The following is an 18,309-nucleotide window of genomic DNA, read 5'->3' on the forward strand; positions in this document are numbered from 1 at the left end:
AATGGATGAGTCTATTGTACCAGTTTAGTGGCATTTTTTTCTAGCGCTAAGTCAAACAAGTTATAGTTGTTTGAACAAGCATAATTACATAAAAAACAACCCCTTCTGCCACTGAATGAAGCGGAGAGAAGAGGCTCAATATTAACTGTAATAGATGGACTCAAGAGAAAAACTTTGCTCAAGAGCAAATGAATGAAAGATGACTTTTAGACTCCATCAGCACTCACTGAAGTCCTTCCCAACTTTTTATGCTTTTCCCAGCCAATACACAGATTATTGTAGATTAACTCTATAAGCTTTTCATCTTTGCTAGCCTCTAATCCTATGTAATCATCCCCTGAATCGAATGTTTCATGACGTACAGCATAATTATCAGGATTTGTTTGTGCTTCATCAAGCGTAACTACAAGCACTTTTCCATCAAGCGTCAAGACTACACTATTATCAAAAGAATCGTCTCCTTGACTAACAGCATCTACGATATCTTGCTTGGTAAAGGGAATATCAATTGGGAGCATATGTAATCCTACCTTCATTTTAGATTTTAACAGCCAGTCGTAAGGTCCTTCTAAGATTGCCACTCATTGCACTCAGATTAAAGCATTCTTTCACATGTGTGAGTCTATTGTAGATGTTACCTGGGATTTTTTCTATACCCAGGTTGTAAGAATTGTGAAAGTCCGTATGAGTTTAGTATATTTAGCTCCATGTAATCAGAGACCATTTTTTTAAAACAAACCCTGTATCGAACTCGAATGCATAATAACTACAGTCCCTGAGTCGCATATTGTTGCTAACACCTTTTCTTTGTATTTCCCCCGTATCCCCTTTGCTATCAGTTTTTCATACCCCTCATCACAGGTAATACATGTAAAATCAACCGGATGATGCGCCTTCGCATTCGCCAAAGCCAACAGCCCATCCAACGCTGCCCCCATGCGCTCTTCCTCCAAATTGGAGCTCACCACGTAGAAGCCCTCTGGCGACTTGTCGATTTTCAGCACTTGAAGATCACGGCTGAGAGTGGATTGGCTGATGCCAAATTCTTCGTCCAGACTCTTCTCCTTTTCTTTCAGCGCATCCAAAATTGCCTGCTGTGAATTGTACTTTCCGCCGAGTATGAGGTCCACCAGCGCTTCTTGGCGTTTCCGCACGGCACGGCTTTTAGGTCCATTTTCTTTGTGCATCGTTGTCCTCCAAAAAATATTTTTTTTGCGTATTTCATTATGCAGCCTATTCAGTAATTTAAGGCTTGCACAGTTCAAAAAGAGTTGAGTCTTGCTTTTTCCGCCTGCATCTCGCAGCGAAACAACTCTGCATAGATTCTTCCCATGAAAGTCTTCCACGAAAGAGAGCACATACATCTTAATTGAATATTTTTATTCATAAATATGCTTTTAACACATAATCAGCAGTAGATAAGCACGTTGAAATAATGTTTACTTCTACTATATTTACTGCTATTATGCTGATACCCCATAACTTTTGTAGATATTTATGGGTAATAATATGAATAATTATAGAGGAGAAATGTTCAATGTTCAATCGTGAAAAGAACGACATGACAACCGAAACACCTCTGCCCTACGACAGTTCGAAATTCAAGGCCCCTTCATTCTCCGGAAAGCAACGTGCCAGTCGTATAGGGAAACCTGTGCTCCTGACTATTGTGAACACACCTAAGTGTGGAAAAAGAGTTGCGGTTGCCCCGAAGGTGTTGGAGCAACTCGGATCACCCACAACAGTCCAGGTCGCCATTAGTGAAGACGGGGTCGCTTTGGGCGAACATCTTCCCGAGAACGATGCCCGCTTCACGCTGAAGACACTCGCCAACAAGTCCGTCATTTACTCCGCCCCGCTGGTCGATAGCCTTACCGACAGCTTTGAGCTGGACTTCAGCGGGCGGAGCAGCATTTCCTTCGGTGAATGTTCCCTCATGGAGACGGAGGACGGCGAGCCAGTAGTCTTATTTCCAATAAAGGCACAACAGCCAGCCAGCCTCCCTCTCCCCGTCCAATCAGAAGATATCTTCGACGAAGGAGAACTTTCCTAACCTATCTGCCGCCTCTTGTCCGCAACAGGTCCTGGCAAGCTGCATCCAAAGATACACCGGTTTAAGATGAATCTGCCCATCACCTGTACTAAATTTGGCTAAGTTGTTCATAAAGCTTCAAAGGACATCATATTACTCAACCCAATCCAAGGAGGTACAACATGAGTTATCCATTGCGGCAAAACAGCGGTCTTCCCGAAGAGGAAATGCCGGTCGGCATCATCACCAGGGCTTACAGCATCTTACCACGCCACATTACCGACGAAGGCGACCTGACCCGGCAGACTGAGAAGTTTTGGAGAAGGCTGGGGAAAGAGTTGGGCGCTGACTACTATACTTTTACGACCCGGCAAGGCCACAGACAAATGGGTTGCCGGGCCACTCGGAGCGTCATTGACTGCTTCTACGTCGAAGAGGCGGACATTCTCAGCAGAATCACCGACTTTTCCGACCTTCACAAAGAGCGGGTCGATCATCCGCACGAAGATTTAGTCAATTTCGGATTGTGGGTCGAGTGGGAAGGGAAAAAGTACGCGGTTTCCCGTGACCCTGAATGCAAAGACGCCCTCCTGCTTCGTAACTTGTAATTGTTCTTCTCGCACCTCAGGTGGACAATGATGGGCCTGTTATATCTGCAAAGATTACATTGCCTGTTGTAACTATCCGACTACCTCCTAAATACATCGGTCTTCCCCTACCCATTCATACGGGTAGGGGTTTTCTTTTTCCGTAAAGCAAAAAAACACAGGCAAATATTAATATATTGAACACCAATAAATTAGGAGGAGATTGACATGGACGAAGATTTTTACACAAGTGAAGGCCTGAGACAGCATCTGCTGGAATTTCTGAGGGAAACATTTGATCACGATGGAACGCTGCACCTGCTGGCAGTAGCAGCTCGGAGAGATGGAGCGGGGGACAAGTTGGGTGAATCGTACTGGAGATTACGATTGGCGCTGACCTACAGAGAGGGTGACACAGTGAATCCTTACTGGGACGGGACCGATCTCGACGTCGCGTTGGCCGGGAATGTCCTCCGGCTGCTTGACGAGGAGACACTGGCGAACGAACCGCCAATTGTCGAAGGAAGTCCCAATGCTTTAGCGGTGAATTGGGTCTCGGAGTTGGCTTCTCCGCTGTGGGTCTCGGATGAAGCTAGGGCAGCATTTGCCGATGGACTAGAAAAGCGCGAATCCAAAGAGGCCGACTGGAGAACAAACTCCACCACTGAAGACCCGTTTGCCGACTATTTTGGCAAGTAGCTTGCTGGTTGCTGGTTGCCGGATGAAGGCATTGCTAGAAGGAATTCATACGAAGAACACACTGGAAAGGAGTATATCATGATTACATTAAGCGAAAAAGAAAAGCGGGCCGTGGCCGCTATCATTCAGGAGCGAGTCGACGAACATTTGGGACGCTTCCCTTACGCCAGATACCCGGCAGAACCGCTTGAGGAATGGCGCGAGATTTTCTGCGATCCGGCTGCTGCTGTTCCACCGCCCACTGTCAAAAAGGCACTCGGCTGGCACTTCGGAGGCTGGCAGCGCCAAAGCCCACCCTCTGCCGCATCGCGCACGATTTCGGCCATTCTCAAGGCCTGGCCGGAGTTCTTGCCGCTAGGGTCAGCAGAGCCGCAGGAGATTTTCAGGTTTTGGCAGGCGCAGCTTCCAGACTGGAACAATGGCTTCAGCGCAGCTGCGCTTCTGCTTCATCTCCAGCGCCCGAACGATTTTGAGCTTGCGGATCGTCACCGAATGGATGCCATGCGGGGCTTGCTTCAGGAAATTGGCCATGCCTATCAAGGAGAAGATAACGGGTTGGGTTTTGCCGATTTGGTGGACTACACCGCCTTTTTCCGTTCCGTCCTTCCAAAACTGCCCGACAAAGAAGATACACGGATAAAACTCGATCGTTTCCTGAAGGGTTACGGCAACCGACACGCCTACAAGCTGGTGTCGCCGGATTTTCGGACCAAGGAGCCTACCATAAGGGCATTTTCTTGGAATGACCTTTCCTCAAAGCGCTTCCGGTTGGACAAAATTGTGGGACGAGCCAACTGCGATATGCTGTTCACCTGCTTTCTTCTGACTTTGGAAGCCCAAGGCATCACCACTACAGAGTTCACGATAGGCGAAGTGGTGGATTTGCTTCCAGTCGGCACAGCTGGGATCTGTAACGAGGCGAGCTTTAAATATGCGCTCGTAAGTCTCTTTAGTCAGCAACGGCAGAGAGACTTTTGGGTTTTTGACAAACCTGAGATAAGCCGTGCATTTACCGAACAGGCGAACCAGTCCACGCGAGACATGAAATTTTATGACAGCCATTCTAAGGAGAAGGTAAATATAAATTCCAAGTATATCGTATAAAAAAATAGACCCACTCTTAATGAAGTGGACCTATCATTTTATTTTCTTTTCATTGTCAAGTGTTTCAAAAATCCTTCTTAGAACATCCAATGCCATTTTGCTCTCTCCAAGGCTTCGTGTCAACAATAGAGAATGTGCAATTTGAGCAACCTGTCTTTTTTCATGAATCTCCGTGTCAATTTCAAGCTCTTCAAAACGAAATAGCTCCCATACTGTTACTTCAAGAGCCGACGCAAGCTTGCCTAAAGACTGAATTGATAAGTTACGTGATCCACGCTCAACTGCTCCCCAGTAAACGTCTGTCACACCTACCCTCTCAGCAGCCTCCTTTTGCGATAATCCTTTTATTTTTCTTAAATATCTTAATTTTGCTCCTACCAGTACTTGAATATCAGTATTTTTCAACTTTGCCACCTCTCTATTTGAGACTAGTAAAGTTAGAAGGTGACGTGTAGTTATCTATTTGGTCGAATATTCATTGCACAATAACTTATAGGTTATTATAATTTAAATGACTTTGGTAATTTTGTCCTATAAATGTGGGGAATGGTCTTCAGATCCCTTTTACCAAACCTCATGTTTTCTTAAATTATACGCTTATAAGTGAAGGTGGCATTTGAAAATGAGAATTACACAGCAGGCTGTTAACCAAGCGTTAGACTGGGCATACGAAAAGGCGGTGATGGGAGGCATACCTGGTACAAGTGATGCCTACGAGCTGGCGGAGGAGTTTTTGCAGAAGAAAGGTGAATTAAACGACCAAATCAGTTCACTGATCCGGTGGCAGAACACAAAGAGCGCAACCAGCGGATTTCTGACGGGTCTTGGTGGGCTTGTCACCCTCCCTGCCGCAATCCCGGCGAATCTGGCATCAGTTATTTACATTCAGCTTCGAATGATCGCCGCTATCGCCATCATGTCTGGACGGGATGTGAAAGAGGACCAAGTTCGCACCATGGCTTACCTTTGCCTGTGCGGCAATGGGATCAAGGACGTTTTGAAGGATGTCGGCATTGTGGTAGGTAAAAAGGCAGCGGAGAGCGCGCTCAGAGGCTTATCTGGCAAGGTACTTATAAATATCAATAAGAAAGTCGGATTCCGTCTGCTTACCAAGTTCGGAACTAAAGGAGTCATCAACCTTTCCAAGATGATCCCGCTGGTTGGAGGGGTCACTGGTGCCGTATTTGATGGTGTCTCTACCAATGTAGTTGGCAACACTGCCCGTAGATTATTTAATGAATGATATTAGAAGGCACAGTTCATACCCTCTATGAAGTGCTTGGCTCAACAGCTATCTTCACATCAAAAAACATACAAGGAGATATTACATGAAACGAATCTTCATTACTTTTGTTATCTTGGCAGCCACTCTGCTTATGTCGGGCTGCGCCTCAAAGAACAACGCTGACCTGGCTCCATCGCCAACCACAAGTCCCGATGTTGTAACGCAAACTCAGGTCCCCACAACCACCACAAGTACGACATCTGCAGAACCTCCAGCAGGTCATCTGTGGAAAACGGAGTACAAGGGGCTTCTCATCCAAATCAACAGCGCGGAAACGACCAAGGATGTGTTCGATCATGAATTCTTGGTATTTGACCTCACTCTGCAAAATGGCACTGACAATCCGCTGGAAGTCTCTGGTCGGGCATTCAACCTGCTTACGGTCAACAAGGAACTGTTGGAGAGCGATCCAACTGCGGAAACTGTGGAGTCCGGCGATATCCAAACATCAACAGTTTTGCCGGGCGGACAGCGCACACTTCGCGTAGGTTTCGTCGTCCAACCTGTGCAAGTGAGCGAACTCATTTTCAATGTGGGACAAAATGCTGTTTACCGAATCACTTCATTTGACGACAGCTCGTCCTCCCCTGCGGAGGCAACTGCTACTATTACTCCGGCGGAAGAACCTTCATCTGCGGAGAACACCCCGATCATCGAAGGCAGCAACGCCAAGTCTGACGACTTCATTTTTGAGGACAACTACCTGGGATATCTAAACTCCTTGATTGAGGCCATCAACACAGGAGACTTCTCGCTCGTGGAGATCCATTTGCTGTACGACAGCGAACTATACTCTCAGCAGCAAAAGCTTGTCCAAACGCTCAGCGAGAAAGGCACCCGTGAGGAACTGGTCGATTACGAGATACAATCGGCGGCTTTTGACGAAGAGAGCGGCACGCTCACGATGAAGGTAAAAGAGCAGATCAAGATCATTTCGGCAGACGGCACAGAGAAAACGGCTGATAACGTATGGACATACAACGCCCTTCAGGTTGATCAAGGTGTGTTCCAGTTTAGTACAATTGCCAAAGCAGAATAAGTACCTGAAAAAAGCGTGTCTTGGTAGGATGTTTATTTACTTTTTACGCTTGTTCTAAAATGTAATACGCAAACAGCATCGCTCCAATTCGGGCGATGCTGTGTTTTTTTCCGTCACATCATTAAAGATAATTCACTCTACGATAAAGCCCAGCTTTTCCAGTAGAGTTTCTCCGTCCTCATTATCTTTGACAGCGACCAACAGCCCGTCCCCCATTACCACGGACCCAGCAACAGTATCCGAATATCCCTCCGTCAAATGCAAATTAATAAGTCCTGCATAACCCGGTTCCAGCTTAAGCACAACCAACTGTACAGGAGCGATGCGTTCCACGACAAAGTCTTTCAGCAAAACACTCAACGTTTCCCGATGCTGTTCTTTTTTTTCCTTCTCAGCCTTGATCCACCCCTTCTCCTTGTCTTTGACCATGCTGAGCTCACCCGTCAGATAGCGGTGAACAGAAGGTTGAGAGACTTCAAAACCAAGCTTATTAAACAATTCCTCCTTAATTTCGAACTGGGAACGCTTTGAGTTCTCTTCCAGGATTTCTACAATAGCCGCCTTGATTTTCTCTGCTTCCTGTGGATCTCGCTTCAGCTTATACTCCGACATGCCCATTCCCCCTATACAAATTTAATATTGAAAAATTGAAAAACAGCCCGAAACTCACGGCAAAAAGCCTGAATAGCTTTCATCGCGCGAAGTCCACGACAAAAGGTTCAGATGATACCAAAAAGAAGAAAATTAAGTTCAAAACATCATCCATTAATGAATATTATAATATAAATAATGAATAAATCAAGTTTATAATTGAATAATTAAGTTATTATTCTATTTAAATTCATTACCAGATGAATTATATTAATGCTAGACCTTTTGAAAGGAATGATATCTATGCCTCCAACTAAAAAACGTCCGATCAGCAAACCGCAAGAAGGAACTAACGATCATTACCAGAAAACAGAGCTTGTTCGCTCTGCACTCACCCGCCCTGATGAAGTACCGCTGCTACTCCGCCGCCCAGGATTCGACACCCTGATCGACAATAAGTACAAAGCCTTGATCGCTGCCGCCTCCGTCATCAACGCCAGCGGGACCGAACGCCTGCGGCTGGAGGCTGAGTTTTTCAACACTGAGGGCGAATCTTTGGTTGAATCCTTTCTGCTTCAACCGGATTGGAAGGAAGGCTCTTCCTTCCGCCAGTTGCTCGAGGTGACTGACCTTCTGCCAAAACCGAAAGAAGCACTCGACGTCAACGGCCTGGTCGGACGCGAACTGCTCCTAACCATCAAGATCAACACCAAGAACGGCAGGTCCTTCACCAATCTCGTCCAGACGGAGCTGATTCCCGACGAGTTTGATACCGATTCCGAAGATACTTACACGGACGAATCGGGCGACGAAGATCAGTACGAATAAAGACGCAGGACGGTTCGCCCTCACAGGTGGACCGTCTCTTCATTACAACCGACTGGAGGAATTGCGCTTTGAAAATAGAAAACCACCACGGCGATCAAATACCAAACCAAAACTTTACACTGAGCGTCAAAGATGAAGCCATGGGGCTGGCCCAGAGTGGGTTTCTCATTCTACCAGTATGCTCTCACGATCACTCTGATGCCAGTGAACAGCACCGAAGGACGTGCAACCGCCCGGGCAAAGCCCCGTTGATTTCGGACTGGAAGAACCGAGCTACTAATAATTTAGAACAGATCGAAACTTGGTTCAACAAACGCCCAAACTCCAATGCCGGACTGGTACTTGGCACTGCCTCAAGGATTGTCGCCATCGACGTGGACGGCGATTTCGGGAGAGCCAAACTGGAGGAACTGTCTTGCGGCGACCTGCCGCCCACTTGGAGATACCCTACGCCGGGTGGAGGCGAACGATACCTCTACCAAGCCCCTCCCAATTGTCCCTGCAAGAAGAAGAATTTCTCTTCAAGCACCGACCACCACGAGGCGCTGGAGCTGTTGGGTGATGGACAGTACACCGTCATTCCCGGTTCTGTCCACCCGAACGGCGGACGCTACGCGTGGGCGGAAGGCGGAAGCCCGGATGATTTGCCGCTGGCCCCGGCACCGGATTGGATGGCAAGGCTCATGAATCCGGCTTACATCACAGACCACTTTTTTGACGATGACGTGGAGGAAGACGCCTCAATTTCCTCACAGGGGACCGTCTACGAAGACGTTTCAGAGGAACTGCACCCTCGGCCTGCACTTGTCAAGAACCACTCTTTACGTGGCCCCTCCACTGCTTCTTCACAAACAACAATCGCGGAGGTTCCTTTTCTGGACCGAACACCAACCCTCCAGTCACTGACCAAGGGTTGTCGCAAACTCCAGGGGATCGTCGATGCCCAAAGTGATTACGGGTGCAGCGAGGATGAGTGGTTCACGACCGCTTCCCTGCTCTCACGTGCCGGAGCACCGGATGAGGCTCAAGTCTTCTCAGAAGCTTCCAACAAGCACAGTGCACGCAGTGAAGCCAGACTGGCGAAGATAGCGACGGACGCGGAGGCTAAGTCCTTCGGTCCTCCCCGCTGCGCCGCCTTCGGCTGTTCGGAGGCTCAGGTGAAGGCCTGCTTCGGTTCCGTCCGTTTAAAAGACGGGCTGGTTTTCAATTCACCGGCGGAGCTTCTGCGCAGGGCGGAACCCAAACCGCTTGAAGTCATTGAAAGCAAGCTGGCGGGAACCCCCTACAGGATCAAGGGCGGCAAGGTCGGGGACGTGACATTCGACAAGAACGGCGAAGAGTCTTTTCGCCCCATCGCCAACTTTGTTGCCTTCGCCTCGTCCGTCGTTCTGCTGGACGACGGTGCGGAAAAGCAGCACTTTTTCAAGATTGAAGGGCTCTCCTTGGACACCGGCAAGCCCCTACGCACCCTCGAAGTCAGACAGGATGCTTTCGAGGCCATGAACTGGATCTTCGACTGGGGAATGAGGGCAAACTTAGAGCCGGGTCTTGCAGCCAAACAAAAGATGCGTCACCTCACCCAGCTTCTCAGCAAAGAAGCCGAGACAAAGAGCGTTTACGCCCACCTCGGATTTCGGCAGTTCCCCGAGGGTTGGCGGTACCTGCACGGCGGGGGCTGTGTGGGAAAGGAGAACGTGGAAGTTCGGCTGGACAAGCGCTTGGAGAAGTACGTACTGCCTGAGCCGGACCGTTCCCTTCGTGGACCGATTCAAGCTAGCCTGAATCTTCTGAATGTCGCCAAGCCCGAAGTCACGATGCCGCTCCTTGCGGCAGTCTTTCTGAGCCCACTTTGCGAAGCGCTCCGGCAGGGAGGCATTGAACCTGCCTTTCTACTTTGGCTGTACGGCGTGACCGGCACTCGCAAGTCCACGCTCTCGGCACTGTTCCTGAGCCACTTTGGCCCATTTACGCCCAAAAGCCCTCCGGCCAGTTTCAAGGACACGGCCAACTCGCTGGAGAAACGGGCCTTCGACTGCAAGGACTCCCTGCTGTGGATCGACGACTTCCACCCCAGCGCCAGTTCGGCAGAGGCCAGAAAGATGGAGCAGATTGCGCAGTTCCTGATCCGAAGCTACGGCGACCGGGTTGGCCGGGGCCGGATGAAAGCCGATTCATCACTGAGGACCGACTACGCCGCCAAGGGGATTGCACTTGTCACCGGGGAACAGCAGATTGACGGACATTCCAGCAACGCCAGGGTTCAGGGTGTGGAACTTCGTCCGAGGGACATCGACTTGGCGAAGCTGACCATCGCCCAGCGGCAAAGCAGCCTGCTGGCACACACAATGGCCGGGTACGTTGCCTGGGTGGGGGAACGGATGTCGGAACCCGGCTTTGTGGATGGACTTCGCCGTACGTTCCACGAACGGCGCGACCTGGCCCTGCCCGGGCAGAGTCACGGCAGACTGGCGGAAAATGCCGCCTGGCTGTTCCTGGGCTGGGACACCCTGCTGGAGTTCGCCGTTGCCGAGGGGGCTCTGATGGATACGGAGCGGCAAGACCACCTGAAGGAGGGATGGTCCACCCTTCTCTCCCTGTCCGAACAGCAGAGCGAGCAGGTTTTGGACAGCCGACCGGGTGAGAACTTCTTGTCCATTGTCGGTGCACTGCTGCATAACGGATCACTCTACACTCTCCCTGCGAACGCAGCCGAGCGTAAGCAGCACGAAGACCTGACCCCCAGGGGAACACACGTTGGCTGGCACGACAAAAAGCGCTTCTTCTTCCTGCCGGACGTGCTGTACAACGAGGTCAGCGCCTTCTTGTCCAAGCAGCAGGAGCAAATCCCGCTCAAAAAGACCGACCTCTGGCGGCAGCTCCAAATCGACGGCCTTCTAGAACCGGAAGTCAGCAACGAGAACGGCAGGGAAAAAATTAAACGCGTGCGGCGGAAGGTCTTGGACGGAAGCCGAATCCAAACGATTTGGATCAAGCGAGACGCGATTGTAGAGGGTGACACCGAGACGGAGGAAAGAGAGAGAAGCCGGGAAGCAGCTGTGAAACGGCCCCAACCAAGAGGCGATCTTTTTGAAACCTGAACCTCACTCCCCAAAAAAGGGGAACCTCCCCCCGGGCCTGCGGGCCAGGGGGAGGGCAGTAGGGCAACAAAGTCAACAACATTCAAAGAAAAACCCCCCACCCCCCTGACTTTTTTCTAAAGATGTCCTTTTGTTGCTGTCGGTTTTGGTGCCCCATTTTCCGGGTGGGGCCGCAGGGGGAAAGGGGAAAGTAGGGGTAGGTGTACTTCCCAAGCCCGTCCGGACCCATCTTTAAACTGCATTGACGTACTTTTGGACCACATATCATGATCTTGATTCCACAATAATAACTGAAAGGGGCAAGATCATGATTATTATTCAATCGCAGGAGGACCTAGCTGAGCTAAGCCGAGATGTGTTTCCTCAGACGCTTCACCGCTTCATCTCTGAGCTTTTGGAGGGACTACAAGCTGAGGCTGAGCCAGGAGAGGAGCTGGAGCATTTGCTGTCCCATCCGCTCATTTTGTGTGAACCGGGAGATGACATCCGCTCCCTTTTGCGGACGAGTTCACTGGGTATGGAGTTCGTGGAAAACATTGGAACTCCTGATGTTCCTGCCTTCAGAGCCGGTGTTCTGCTGGACAACGACTGGCTCGCACAATACGTGATACCAGCTTCCACTTTAGACGATGATACATTGACTTGGCTGGGAGAAATCACAAGCGGAGGATTTCCCCAATGAGCAAGGAGAATGCCGCCAAGCGGATTGAGTTTGTCACTCTGCGAATGGTCCGGGAAAAAACGTCCTTACTTTACCCTCAAAGGGTCATTCGTAAGCCGGAGGATGCTGCCGAGTTGTTCCGGCAACTCATCGGTGACTGTGATAGGGAAGTATTCTGCGTAATGACGCTGGACACCAAAAATCAGCCTACCGCGTTTCAAACCGTTTCCATCGGGACACTAAATGCTTCCCTTGTTCACCCACGGGAGGTCTACAAAATTTGTATGATTTCCAATGCTGCATCCCTAATGTGCTTCCATAATCATCCCTCTGGCAATCCGGTTCCCAGCTCGGAGGATATTGAGATTACTGAGCGCCTGCGTGACAGCGGAACGTTGCTAGGCATCGAGCTGCTCGACCACATCATCCTTGGGGACGGTAATTTCGTCAGCATGAAGGAACGGGGGCTGATGTGATGCGAACCACACATGGGAGATCTTCCGTATGAGAAAAGCTATCTTGGCACTAATCAACGCTACCGCCTTAGTTGTTTTTGAAATCATAGAGTACAGAAAAAAGAAAAAGTGAAGGAGGGCTATCTATGGATATTCGAGCAACAAACGAAACTGACTTGAGCCTTGCGATAGACATTCTGGCTGATATGATTGTCCGTTACCTGAGAAAACAAGCCCCACCACTGGTGAGAGCCGCCGTACTGCAACTTATGGAATGGGAAGAAGAAGAAAGACTGGCTTGGGAAATGACCGCCGATCTTCTCGGCACTGCTGATTTCCAGCTGGTGTCCTAAGATACTGCTTCAAAAAACTCATAAGAGGTGATTTTTCATGAAAACCAAGATCAATGCCGCATTATATATCCGCGTGTCCACCGAGATGCAGGCTAAGGAAGGATTCAGCCTTGAAGCCCAACAGGAAGCACTTCTGAAACATTGCCGCTTGATCGGTGCTACCCCGTTCAAAGTTTACGTAGATGCTGGACGCTCAGGCAAGTCCATTACGGGTAGACCAGCCATGCAAGAAATGCTGAATGATGCTGGTAACGGATGCTTTAACCAAGTAATGTGCACTCACCTCAACCGCCTATCCCGCAATATGAACGATCTGCTATCGGTGCTGGAGGCCCTCGATAAACATAAGGTTGGACTCTACAGTCTAAAAGAAGGGTTTGAACCGGCTACGCCAATCGGACGCTTTGCACTACAAATGATGGGCGCAGTAGCTGAACTGGAAAGGGAACAGATTGTTCAAAATGTACGGATCGGAATGCAGGAGCGTAGTCGACAAGGGAATTGAAATGCAGGCAACCAGGTACTAGGCTACCGTTGGTTGCCTCATACAGACAATCCGGCACTCTCTTACACCGAAATCATACCGGAGGAAGCCAACCTTGTTAACTTCATTTTTCAATCCTATGCGGGAGGACAAGGATACAGGGCCATCGCAAACCGACTTAACTGTGAAGGTTATGCTTCGAAGCGCGGCAAGGCATTCAGCTCCGCTACAGTACGGGGGATTCTAACCAACCGCAACTATATAGGCCAAGTCACTTATAGTACCTACGAAAACAAGTCCAGCCCCCGGACCAAAAAATTCGTCCAGGGTACGCATGAGCCTATCATTGATATGAGGCTGTGGAATCAGGTCCAGGAGCAGTTGGCTAAGCATTCTCGGCCCGTAACAAAATTGCATTCACGGCTTTTTCCACTTGCCGGTCTGCTCAAGTGCCCCTCCTGCGGAAAGGGTATGGTTCCCATCCATGTCCGCAGGACACGCAAAAGCGGAAAGATGAAGGTTTCCTACTATTATATATGTGGCAACTACGCTTCCCACGGTCCATCCTCTTGCCGTCCCCACCATGTCCCAGCGGAAGAGGCTGAACATCGGATTATGAGCCGTTTAGCCTTGTTTTTGGATAGCCCAGCTATCGCAGACAGACTATTGACCGAGGTTAACCGGAGGAACGAAAGCAACACGGCTCCTTTTCAGGAACAACTTAAACGAGTTGCCGCCGCAGAGTCCTCTCTAAGAAGCCGCAGCCTCCGCTGTTACGAACTTTTTGAGGATGGACATATCGACGGGACTTCCCTGAAACAAAAGCTGGAAGAAATTCGAGGGGAAACAGAAAAACTCCAACTGGAACGGGAGAAATTGGAGCAAACAATATCCGGCTTTTCCGTGCAAACCTATCCACCGGAGCACGTGAAGCGTGCCGTTGAAGATATTGCGGTCATTTTGAGTAAGGCTGCTCCCGACAAGAAAAAGGCGCTATACCGCAGTCTCATTAAGAGTATTACCGTTCCCCCAGACCGGGACATGGAACATGCTGTCATTCACGGAGATATCGGGCTGCTACATCTCAACATTCCTCCCATACTAATCGAAAAAGAGGTGAACCGCCAACATGGAAAAAATAAATAGGGTTGCAATCTATGCGCGGGTATCGACAGATGAGCAAGCCGAGCATGGGTACTCAATTGATGCCCAGCTCGAAACCCTGCGAAATTACTGTACCTTATACAAAAAACAAATTGTCGGAGAATATGTCGATCGCGGCATCAGCGGAAAAAGCATTGAGGGACGGTATGAGCTTCAGCGCTTGATTCAAGATGTGAAGGCAGGCTTGATAGATGAGGTCACCGTCTGGAAATTCAATAGAATGGCGCGGAAAAGCATTGATCTTCTGCAAATTGTAGATATTTTAGAAAAAAATAACGTAACCTTCCGCTCCTTCTCTGAAAACTTTGAGACCCAAACTCCAATGGGGCGCTTTGGTCTCCAAATGATGGGCGCTGTCGGCGAATTGGAGAGGAATACCATTGTCGATAACGTCAAGATGGGGCATCGACAACGCGCCAAGACAGGCAAACACAACGGCAAAGTGCCTATCGGATACCGTATTGAAGGTTCCGCCAACGGACGAGGCCGAGAAACAAAGCTGGTCATTGTCGAAGAAGAAGCCTTGCTGATACGAAAAATATTTGAATTGTATGCATCCGGGCAAGGACTCAAAGCTATTGCCAATCAGCTTAATCGAGAGGGTTATCTTACTGGTACCAAGAACCCCTTCTCCACCTGCGCAGTGCGAGACCTGCTAGATAACCCGATGTTTGTAGGCAAAATCCGCTACAACCAGTACGAGAATTGGGGAGAGAAACGGCGGCGTGGAAAAAATGACCATCCGATTTTAGTGGATGGTCAGCACCCACCAATCATCAACCGGAATCTTTGGGACAAAGTGCAGCTTCTTCGAAAGAAAAAAAGCTTCATGCCGAAGAAGCGCTTCGAGGGAGAGTACCTGCTGACCGGAATAATACGCTGCCCCGAATGCGGGGCGGCGATGACCGCTAGTCGCACAGTGAACACGAATAAGGACGGTACCAAGGTCACCAGGATGTACTACTCGTGCGGCAATTTCCGTAGCAAAGGAAGCTCTGTCTGCCATGCCAACAGTATCCGCAAAATCGAGGCAGAGAAAGCCGTAATGGACCGAATTCAGAACGTGCTTGACCAGCCTCAAATACTAAAGGCCATTGTAAAGAGCGTGAACGAACGGAAGTCCGGACGCATCAAGCCGCTTCGGGACGAACTTTCAGGAGTCAACGCCCGCATAGCCATTTTAGAGGGGAAAAGGCGGAAATATCTTGGGCTGTATGAGCTAGATCAAATCGACCGTGATCTCTTCTCCGAGCGGCTGAAGGACATCAATAGCGAATTAGACAATGAACTAACCCAAAAGTCAAGACTGGAGCTAGAACTACAGGGCGATGGGGCAGAACCGGTGCCCTTTGAGCTTGTGCGTTCCCTTATAGAGCGGCTCGACGATCTACTCCGCAAGTCCCCATTCGAGCAACGCAAGACGCTCATGCACCTGATCGTCAAGAAGATCAACCTGGACGACAAGCGGAGGGTCAAGAACGTGGAACTCTGCTTCGATTCGGAGACCGAAAAACATTTTTTAAGCGTAGCCCCTTCCGCCGAGCAAATGGCAGAAGGGGCTTTCTCTGTTATTAGGGAGAGCCCCGAGTATAATCAGACGTTGTCTATAATTATTTGACGACAAGTTTGTTTAATAGCTGTTTTGCCTTATCTTTAATTTCACTTGTTACACTTGGATGGTTGGATTCAATAACTGCTTTTAACATTTCCTTGTCCCATTCATTAGAAAAGATCGCTACAGTGTAAACAATCCTTGTGTTTTGACCCGTAATCGAAACTGCTCTTGGGTTTGATTCAAGTAATTTTTGCGCCAAACGTTTCTTGTTCTCTGTAGATTGATGCTGGTAATAATAAAGATAATCCTCATAATATTCCACAAAGTTTGATATCCCTACAGACGCCTTAGCTCTATCAAAAGTAATTATAATGATACACCTCCAAATTGTGAAATTGAAATATTTGGACAATTATTACAAATGACTGTGATACAATTATAACAGTCAAAGCAATCTGGAGGATTATATATGTCAAATATACAAAAAGTGTTGGTTTCACTACTCAATGCAGAGTTATGTGATGACTGCTTGTCCATCTCTGCAAATGTAATTCCAAGACAAACGGTCTACAAAATCTGCCGTTCACTGTTCAGTAATTCTGAAATACACCGCCATCATGGTAAATGCGACCATTGTCATAAAACAAAAACGACCAATCGTTTACCTGACCAGTCAGCAAACACAACAACAAATGTCGAGGTCCAAAAATCACCACTGGAAGCTGCTATCAGACCATGGTATTGGGAAGGCTGTGTTCAAAGCAAAGTTGTTAATCATCTCATTCTCAATGGTTACTCGATTTGCAGCGTTGCTGACACAGAAGCCAGAACTTCAGGAAAGGATATAGTAGCGCAAAGCATTGAAGGCAAAGAGTTGTGGATTAGCGTTAAAGGATATCCAGAGAAAAGTCAACACACCCAAGCTCGTCATTGGTTTTCCGGGGCTATCTTTGACCTGATCTTGTATCACGGAGAAAATCCCAATGTAGCATTAGGTATTGCTCTTCCAGACGGATTCAGCACCTTTAAGAATTTGACACCGCGAATGAAGTGGCTTAAGGACGCTATGCCGTTCCAAATCTACTGGGTCGATGAAACCGGAATTGTAAAAATAGAGTAGCTTCTGGCAAACGCTTGTCTTGTGACCCAAGCAGGAGGGAATCTTAAATGCCGAATAAAAACTGGACGGTTCTCAATTCGCTGCAACTTGGACGATACGCTGAGTATTTTGCCAAGATGGAGTTTGCCTCTTATGGACTTGAGGTGTTTACATCGGAAGTTGATGATCGGGGAATCGACTTCATCGTGAAGAACAAAGCAGGAAGCTTCTTGGAAATCCAAGTCAAATCATTGAGGGGAACCGGTTACGTTCTTGCACAAAAGAGCAAGTTTAATATCAATAATCCCAATTTGTATATGGCTCTACTTATCTTTAAAAACAACATGATGCCGGACTTCTTTTTAATTCCTGCGAAGACATGGGCAGTTCCTAATGCGGTTTTTGTTGACCGGGATTACAACAAACCCGGCCAAACAAGCAAGCCTGAATATGGAATCAACATATCCGTTAAAAACTACAGCACTCTTCAATTCTTTGATTTTGAAAACTCCATCCTGAGCTTTCTGTAATTCTCCCCATCATTCAACGCCTGCCGCCAAATTCCCGTGCACAGCCCCGTCTGCGCGAGATATTTACCCGAGGTAGGCTAACCCCTCCACTGCTCTCGTGGGCAACTTTCTACACTCAGCAAGCGGTTAATGCGAAAAATTTCGCCCTACTTGTGGTACGGTTCACCTCGATTGATCTTCACCGCCCGATAAATCTGCTCCACCAGCACCAGGCGCATGAGCTGGTGGGGCAGCGTCATGCGCCCGAAGCTGAGCCGCTGCTGCGCGCGGCTCAGGACCGCATCGGAGAGCCCGTGGCTGCCTCCGATGACGAACACGACATGGCTCGTCCCGTAGGTGCCGAGTCTGTCGAGCTCCCCGGCAAGCTCCTCCGAGCTCCAGAGCTTGCCGTCGATGGCGAGCGCGATGACATGCGCGCCCTCCTTCACATGCGCGAGGATGCGCTCGCCCTCTCGCGCCTTCACGCCCGATACCTCGGCTTCGCTTAAGGTATCGGGCGCTTTTTCATCCGCTACCTCAATCATCTGGAATTTGAGGTAGGGCGTAAGCCGCTTGGCATATTCCTGGATGCCCTGTACCAGGTATTTCTCTTTCAATTTTCCGACCGCAATGAGCTGAATGAACATAAAGATCCGAACTCCCCTTTCTTCGTCCTCTAATGATAAACAAGGACCAGTGAATACACAAACACGGATCTTTCCTTAACTTAAGTCAAGGAAGTCCCGTTTCCTCCTTTGTACAATGT

22 protein-coding genes and 1 pseudogene are annotated in these 18,309 nt (G+C 48.9%); 17 read left to right on the forward strand and 6 right to left on the reverse strand.

Features of this window, described 5'->3' with window-relative positions:
• Positions 1–206: 206 nt before the first annotated feature.
• Together KP014_RS02860 and KP014_RS02865 are read right to left on the reverse strand one after the other, a co-directional pair.
• Positions 207–581, reverse strand: a complete 375-nt coding sequence (locus KP014_RS02860) for a hypothetical protein (RefSeq protein ID WP_139210644.1) — start codon at positions 579–581, stop codon at positions 207–209.
• Positions 582–728: 147 nt separating this feature from the next.
• A complete protein-coding gene (locus KP014_RS02865) occupies positions 729–1,187 on the reverse strand; it encodes an arginine repressor (RefSeq protein ID WP_036601467.1) in 459 nt (152 codons plus the stop codon).
• A 350-nt stretch (positions 1,188–1,537) separates the two neighbouring features.
• On the opposite strand from KP014_RS02865, the gene KP014_RS02870 reads away from it, so the two are divergent.
• The 4 genes from KP014_RS02870 (at position 1,538) to KP014_RS02885 (ending at position 4,422) form a co-directional block, all read left to right on the forward strand.
• Positions 1,538–2,053, forward strand: a complete 516-nt coding sequence (locus KP014_RS02870; RefSeq protein ID WP_051500479.1) for a hypothetical protein — start codon at positions 1,538–1,540, stop codon at positions 2,051–2,053.
• Positions 2,054–2,214: 161 nt separating this feature from the next.
• Positions 2,215–2,640, forward strand: a complete 426-nt coding sequence (locus KP014_RS02875; protein ID WP_036601465.1) for a hypothetical protein — start codon at positions 2,215–2,217, stop codon at positions 2,638–2,640.
• 207 nt (positions 2,641–2,847) lie between these two features.
• Complete coding sequence (locus KP014_RS02880) at positions 2,848–3,318, forward strand: hypothetical protein (RefSeq protein ID WP_036601463.1); 471 nt, start codon at positions 2,848–2,850, stop codon at positions 3,316–3,318.
• 78 nt (positions 3,319–3,396) lie between these two features.
• Positions 3,397–4,422, forward strand: coding sequence for a hypothetical protein (locus tag KP014_RS02885; RefSeq protein WP_036601461.1), 1,026 nt, complete (start codon positions 3,397–3,399; stop codon positions 4,420–4,422).
• 33 nt (positions 4,423–4,455) lie between these two features.
• Here KP014_RS02885 and KP014_RS02890 read toward each other — a convergent pair whose 3' ends face one another.
• Complete coding sequence (locus tag KP014_RS02890; protein WP_036601460.1) at positions 4,456–4,827, reverse strand: helix-turn-helix domain-containing protein; 372 nt, start codon at positions 4,825–4,827, stop codon at positions 4,456–4,458.
• A 217-nt stretch (positions 4,828–5,044) separates the two neighbouring features.
• Between KP014_RS02890 and KP014_RS02895 the strand changes: the two genes are divergently transcribed.
• Positions 5,045–5,665, forward strand: coding sequence for an EcsC family protein (locus KP014_RS02895; RefSeq protein ID WP_036601459.1), 621 nt, complete (start codon positions 5,045–5,047; stop codon positions 5,663–5,665).
• 85 nt (positions 5,666–5,750) lie between these two features.
• Complete coding sequence (locus tag KP014_RS02900; protein WP_036601458.1) at positions 5,751–6,746, forward strand: TcaA NTF2-like domain-containing protein; 996 nt, start codon at positions 5,751–5,753, stop codon at positions 6,744–6,746.
• Between the two features lie 132 nt (positions 6,747–6,878).
• Here the strand turns inward: KP014_RS02900 and KP014_RS02905 are convergent, their stop codons facing one another.
• Positions 6,879–7,358 carry an arginine repressor gene (locus tag KP014_RS02905; RefSeq protein WP_036601456.1) on the reverse strand — a complete coding sequence of 160 codons (480 nt, stop codon included), beginning with the start codon at positions 7,356–7,358 and terminating at the stop codon, positions 6,879–6,881.
• A gap of 282 nt (positions 7,359–7,640) precedes the next feature.
• Between KP014_RS02905 and KP014_RS02910 the strand changes: the two genes are divergently transcribed.
• From KP014_RS02910 to KP014_RS02945, 9 genes and pseudogenes are all read left to right on the forward strand, one after another.
• On the forward strand, positions 7,641–8,165 hold the full coding sequence (locus KP014_RS02910; protein WP_036601454.1) for a hypothetical protein: 525 nt from the start codon (positions 7,641–7,643) through the stop codon (positions 8,163–8,165).
• Between the two features lie 140 nt (positions 8,166–8,305).
• Complete coding sequence (locus tag KP014_RS02915) at positions 8,306–11,263, forward strand: bifunctional DNA primase/polymerase (protein WP_246590726.1); 2,958 nt, start codon at positions 8,306–8,308, stop codon at positions 11,261–11,263.
• Between the two features lie 307 nt (positions 11,264–11,570).
• Positions 11,571–11,945, forward strand: coding sequence for a hypothetical protein (locus tag KP014_RS02920; RefSeq protein WP_036601450.1), 375 nt, complete (start codon positions 11,571–11,573; stop codon positions 11,943–11,945).
• On the forward strand, positions 11,942–12,400 hold the full coding sequence (radC, locus tag KP014_RS02925) for a RadC family protein (protein WP_036601448.1): 459 nt from the start codon (positions 11,942–11,944) through the stop codon (positions 12,398–12,400). Before KP014_RS02920 ends, radC begins: the two co-directional genes overlap by 4 nt.
• A 125-nt stretch (positions 12,401–12,525) precedes the next feature.
• On the forward strand, positions 12,526–12,732 hold the full coding sequence (locus KP014_RS02930; RefSeq protein ID WP_036601440.1) for a hypothetical protein: 207 nt from the start codon (positions 12,526–12,528) through the stop codon (positions 12,730–12,732).
• Between the two features lie 37 nt (positions 12,733–12,769).
• Positions 12,770–13,237, forward strand: coding sequence for a recombinase family protein (locus KP014_RS02935; protein WP_036601438.1), 468 nt, complete (start codon positions 12,770–12,772; stop codon positions 13,235–13,237).
• Between the two features lie 33 nt (positions 13,238–13,270).
• Positions 13,271–13,831: pseudogene (locus KP014_RS29310) on the forward strand (recombinase family protein); the annotation flags it as partial.
• Positions 13,832–14,362: a hypothetical protein gene (locus KP014_RS28580; protein WP_246590633.1), complete on the forward strand. Its 531-nt coding sequence runs from the start codon at positions 13,832–13,834 to the stop codon at positions 14,360–14,362. It begins immediately after the preceding pseudogene.
• Positions 14,346–15,998, forward strand: a complete 1,653-nt coding sequence (locus KP014_RS02945) for a recombinase family protein (protein ID WP_036601431.1) — start codon at positions 14,346–14,348, stop codon at positions 15,996–15,998. Before KP014_RS28580 ends, KP014_RS02945 begins: the two co-directional genes overlap by 17 nt.
• Here the strand turns inward: KP014_RS02945 and KP014_RS02950 are convergent.
• Positions 15,991–16,257: a hypothetical protein gene (locus KP014_RS02950; RefSeq protein WP_036601428.1), complete on the reverse strand. Its 267-nt coding sequence runs from the start codon at positions 16,255–16,257 to the stop codon at positions 15,991–15,993. The genes KP014_RS02945 and KP014_RS02950 overlap by 8 nt on opposite strands.
• Positions 16,258–16,404: 147 nt before the next feature.
• Here KP014_RS02950 and KP014_RS02955 point away from each other — a divergent pair, with 147 nt between their 5' ends.
• Together KP014_RS02955 and KP014_RS02960 are read left to right on the forward strand one after the other, a co-directional pair.
• On the forward strand, positions 16,405–17,055 hold the full coding sequence (locus tag KP014_RS02955; RefSeq protein WP_036601426.1) for a hypothetical protein: 651 nt from the start codon (positions 16,405–16,407) through the stop codon (positions 17,053–17,055).
• Positions 17,056–17,102: 47 nt separating this feature from the next.
• Positions 17,103–17,564, forward strand: a complete 462-nt coding sequence (locus KP014_RS02960) for a DUF4365 domain-containing protein (RefSeq protein ID WP_216700451.1) — start codon at positions 17,103–17,105, stop codon at positions 17,562–17,564.
• Between the two features lie 146 nt (positions 17,565–17,710).
• Here the strand turns inward: KP014_RS02960 and rlmH are convergent, their stop codons facing one another.
• Positions 17,711–18,190 (reverse strand): 23S rRNA (pseudouridine(1915)-N(3))-methyltransferase RlmH, encoded by a 480-nt coding sequence (gene rlmH, locus KP014_RS02965; RefSeq protein ID WP_036601422.1) that lies wholly within the window; start codon positions 18,188–18,190, stop codon positions 17,711–17,713.
• Positions 18,191–18,309 lie beyond the last annotated feature (119 nt).

The organism is Paenibacillus sophorae, assembly GCF_018966525.1.
Taxonomy (GTDB): Bacteria; Bacillota; Bacilli; order Paenibacillales; family Paenibacillaceae; genus Paenibacillus_AQ; species Paenibacillus_AQ sophorae.

What these genes read in the sequence shown, in the direction of transcription:
- KP014_RS02865 (WP_036601467.1), bottom strand. Translation starts at nt 1,187, where the DNA reads ATGCACAAAGAAAATGGACCTAAAAGCCGTGCCGTGCGGAAACGCCAA.
- KP014_RS02870 (WP_051500479.1), top strand. Translation starts at nt 1,538, where the DNA reads ATGTTCAATCGTGAAAAGAACGACATGACAACCGAAACACCTCTGCCC.
- KP014_RS02875 (WP_036601465.1), top strand. Translation starts at nt 2,215, where the DNA reads ATGAGTTATCCATTGCGGCAAAACAGCGGTCTTCCCGAAGAGGAAATG.
- KP014_RS02880 (WP_036601463.1), top strand. Translation starts at nt 2,848, where the DNA reads ATGGACGAAGATTTTTACACAAGTGAAGGCCTGAGACAGCATCTGCTG.
- KP014_RS02885 (WP_036601461.1), top strand. Translation starts at nt 3,397, where the DNA reads ATGATTACATTAAGCGAAAAAGAAAAGCGGGCCGTGGCCGCTATCATT.
- KP014_RS02895 (WP_036601459.1), top strand. Translation starts at nt 5,045, where the DNA reads ATGAGAATTACACAGCAGGCTGTTAACCAAGCGTTAGACTGGGCATAC.
- KP014_RS02900 (WP_036601458.1), top strand. Translation starts at nt 5,751, where the DNA reads ATGAAACGAATCTTCATTACTTTTGTTATCTTGGCAGCCACTCTGCTT.
- KP014_RS02905 (WP_036601456.1), bottom strand. Translation starts at nt 7,358, where the DNA reads ATGTCGGAGTATAAGCTGAAGCGAGATCCACAGGAAGCAGAGAAAATC.
- KP014_RS02910 (WP_036601454.1), top strand. Translation starts at nt 7,641, where the DNA reads ATGCCTCCAACTAAAAAACGTCCGATCAGCAAACCGCAAGAAGGAACT.
- KP014_RS02915 (WP_246590726.1), top strand. Translation starts at nt 8,306, where the DNA reads ATGGGGCTGGCCCAGAGTGGGTTTCTCATTCTACCAGTATGCTCTCAC.
- KP014_RS02920 (WP_036601450.1), top strand. Translation starts at nt 11,571, where the DNA reads ATGATTATTATTCAATCGCAGGAGGACCTAGCTGAGCTAAGCCGAGAT.
- radC (WP_036601448.1), top strand. Translation starts at nt 11,942, where the DNA reads ATGAGCAAGGAGAATGCCGCCAAGCGGATTGAGTTTGTCACTCTGCGA.
- KP014_RS02930 (WP_036601440.1), top strand. Translation starts at nt 12,526, where the DNA reads ATGGATATTCGAGCAACAAACGAAACTGACTTGAGCCTTGCGATAGAC.
- KP014_RS02935 (WP_036601438.1), top strand. Translation starts at nt 12,770, where the DNA reads ATGAAAACCAAGATCAATGCCGCATTATATATCCGCGTGTCCACCGAG.
- KP014_RS28580 (WP_246590633.1), top strand. Translation starts at nt 13,832, where the DNA reads ATGAGCCGTTTAGCCTTGTTTTTGGATAGCCCAGCTATCGCAGACAGA.
- KP014_RS02945 (WP_036601431.1), top strand. Translation starts at nt 14,346, where the DNA reads ATGGAAAAAATAAATAGGGTTGCAATCTATGCGCGGGTATCGACAGAT.
- KP014_RS02955 (WP_036601426.1), top strand. Translation starts at nt 16,405, where the DNA reads ATGTCAAATATACAAAAAGTGTTGGTTTCACTACTCAATGCAGAGTTA.
- KP014_RS02960 (WP_216700451.1), top strand. Translation starts at nt 17,103, where the DNA reads ATGCCGAATAAAAACTGGACGGTTCTCAATTCGCTGCAACTTGGACGA.
- rlmH (WP_036601422.1), bottom strand. Translation starts at nt 18,190, where the DNA reads ATGTTCATTCAGCTCATTGCGGTCGGAAAATTGAAAGAGAAATACCTG.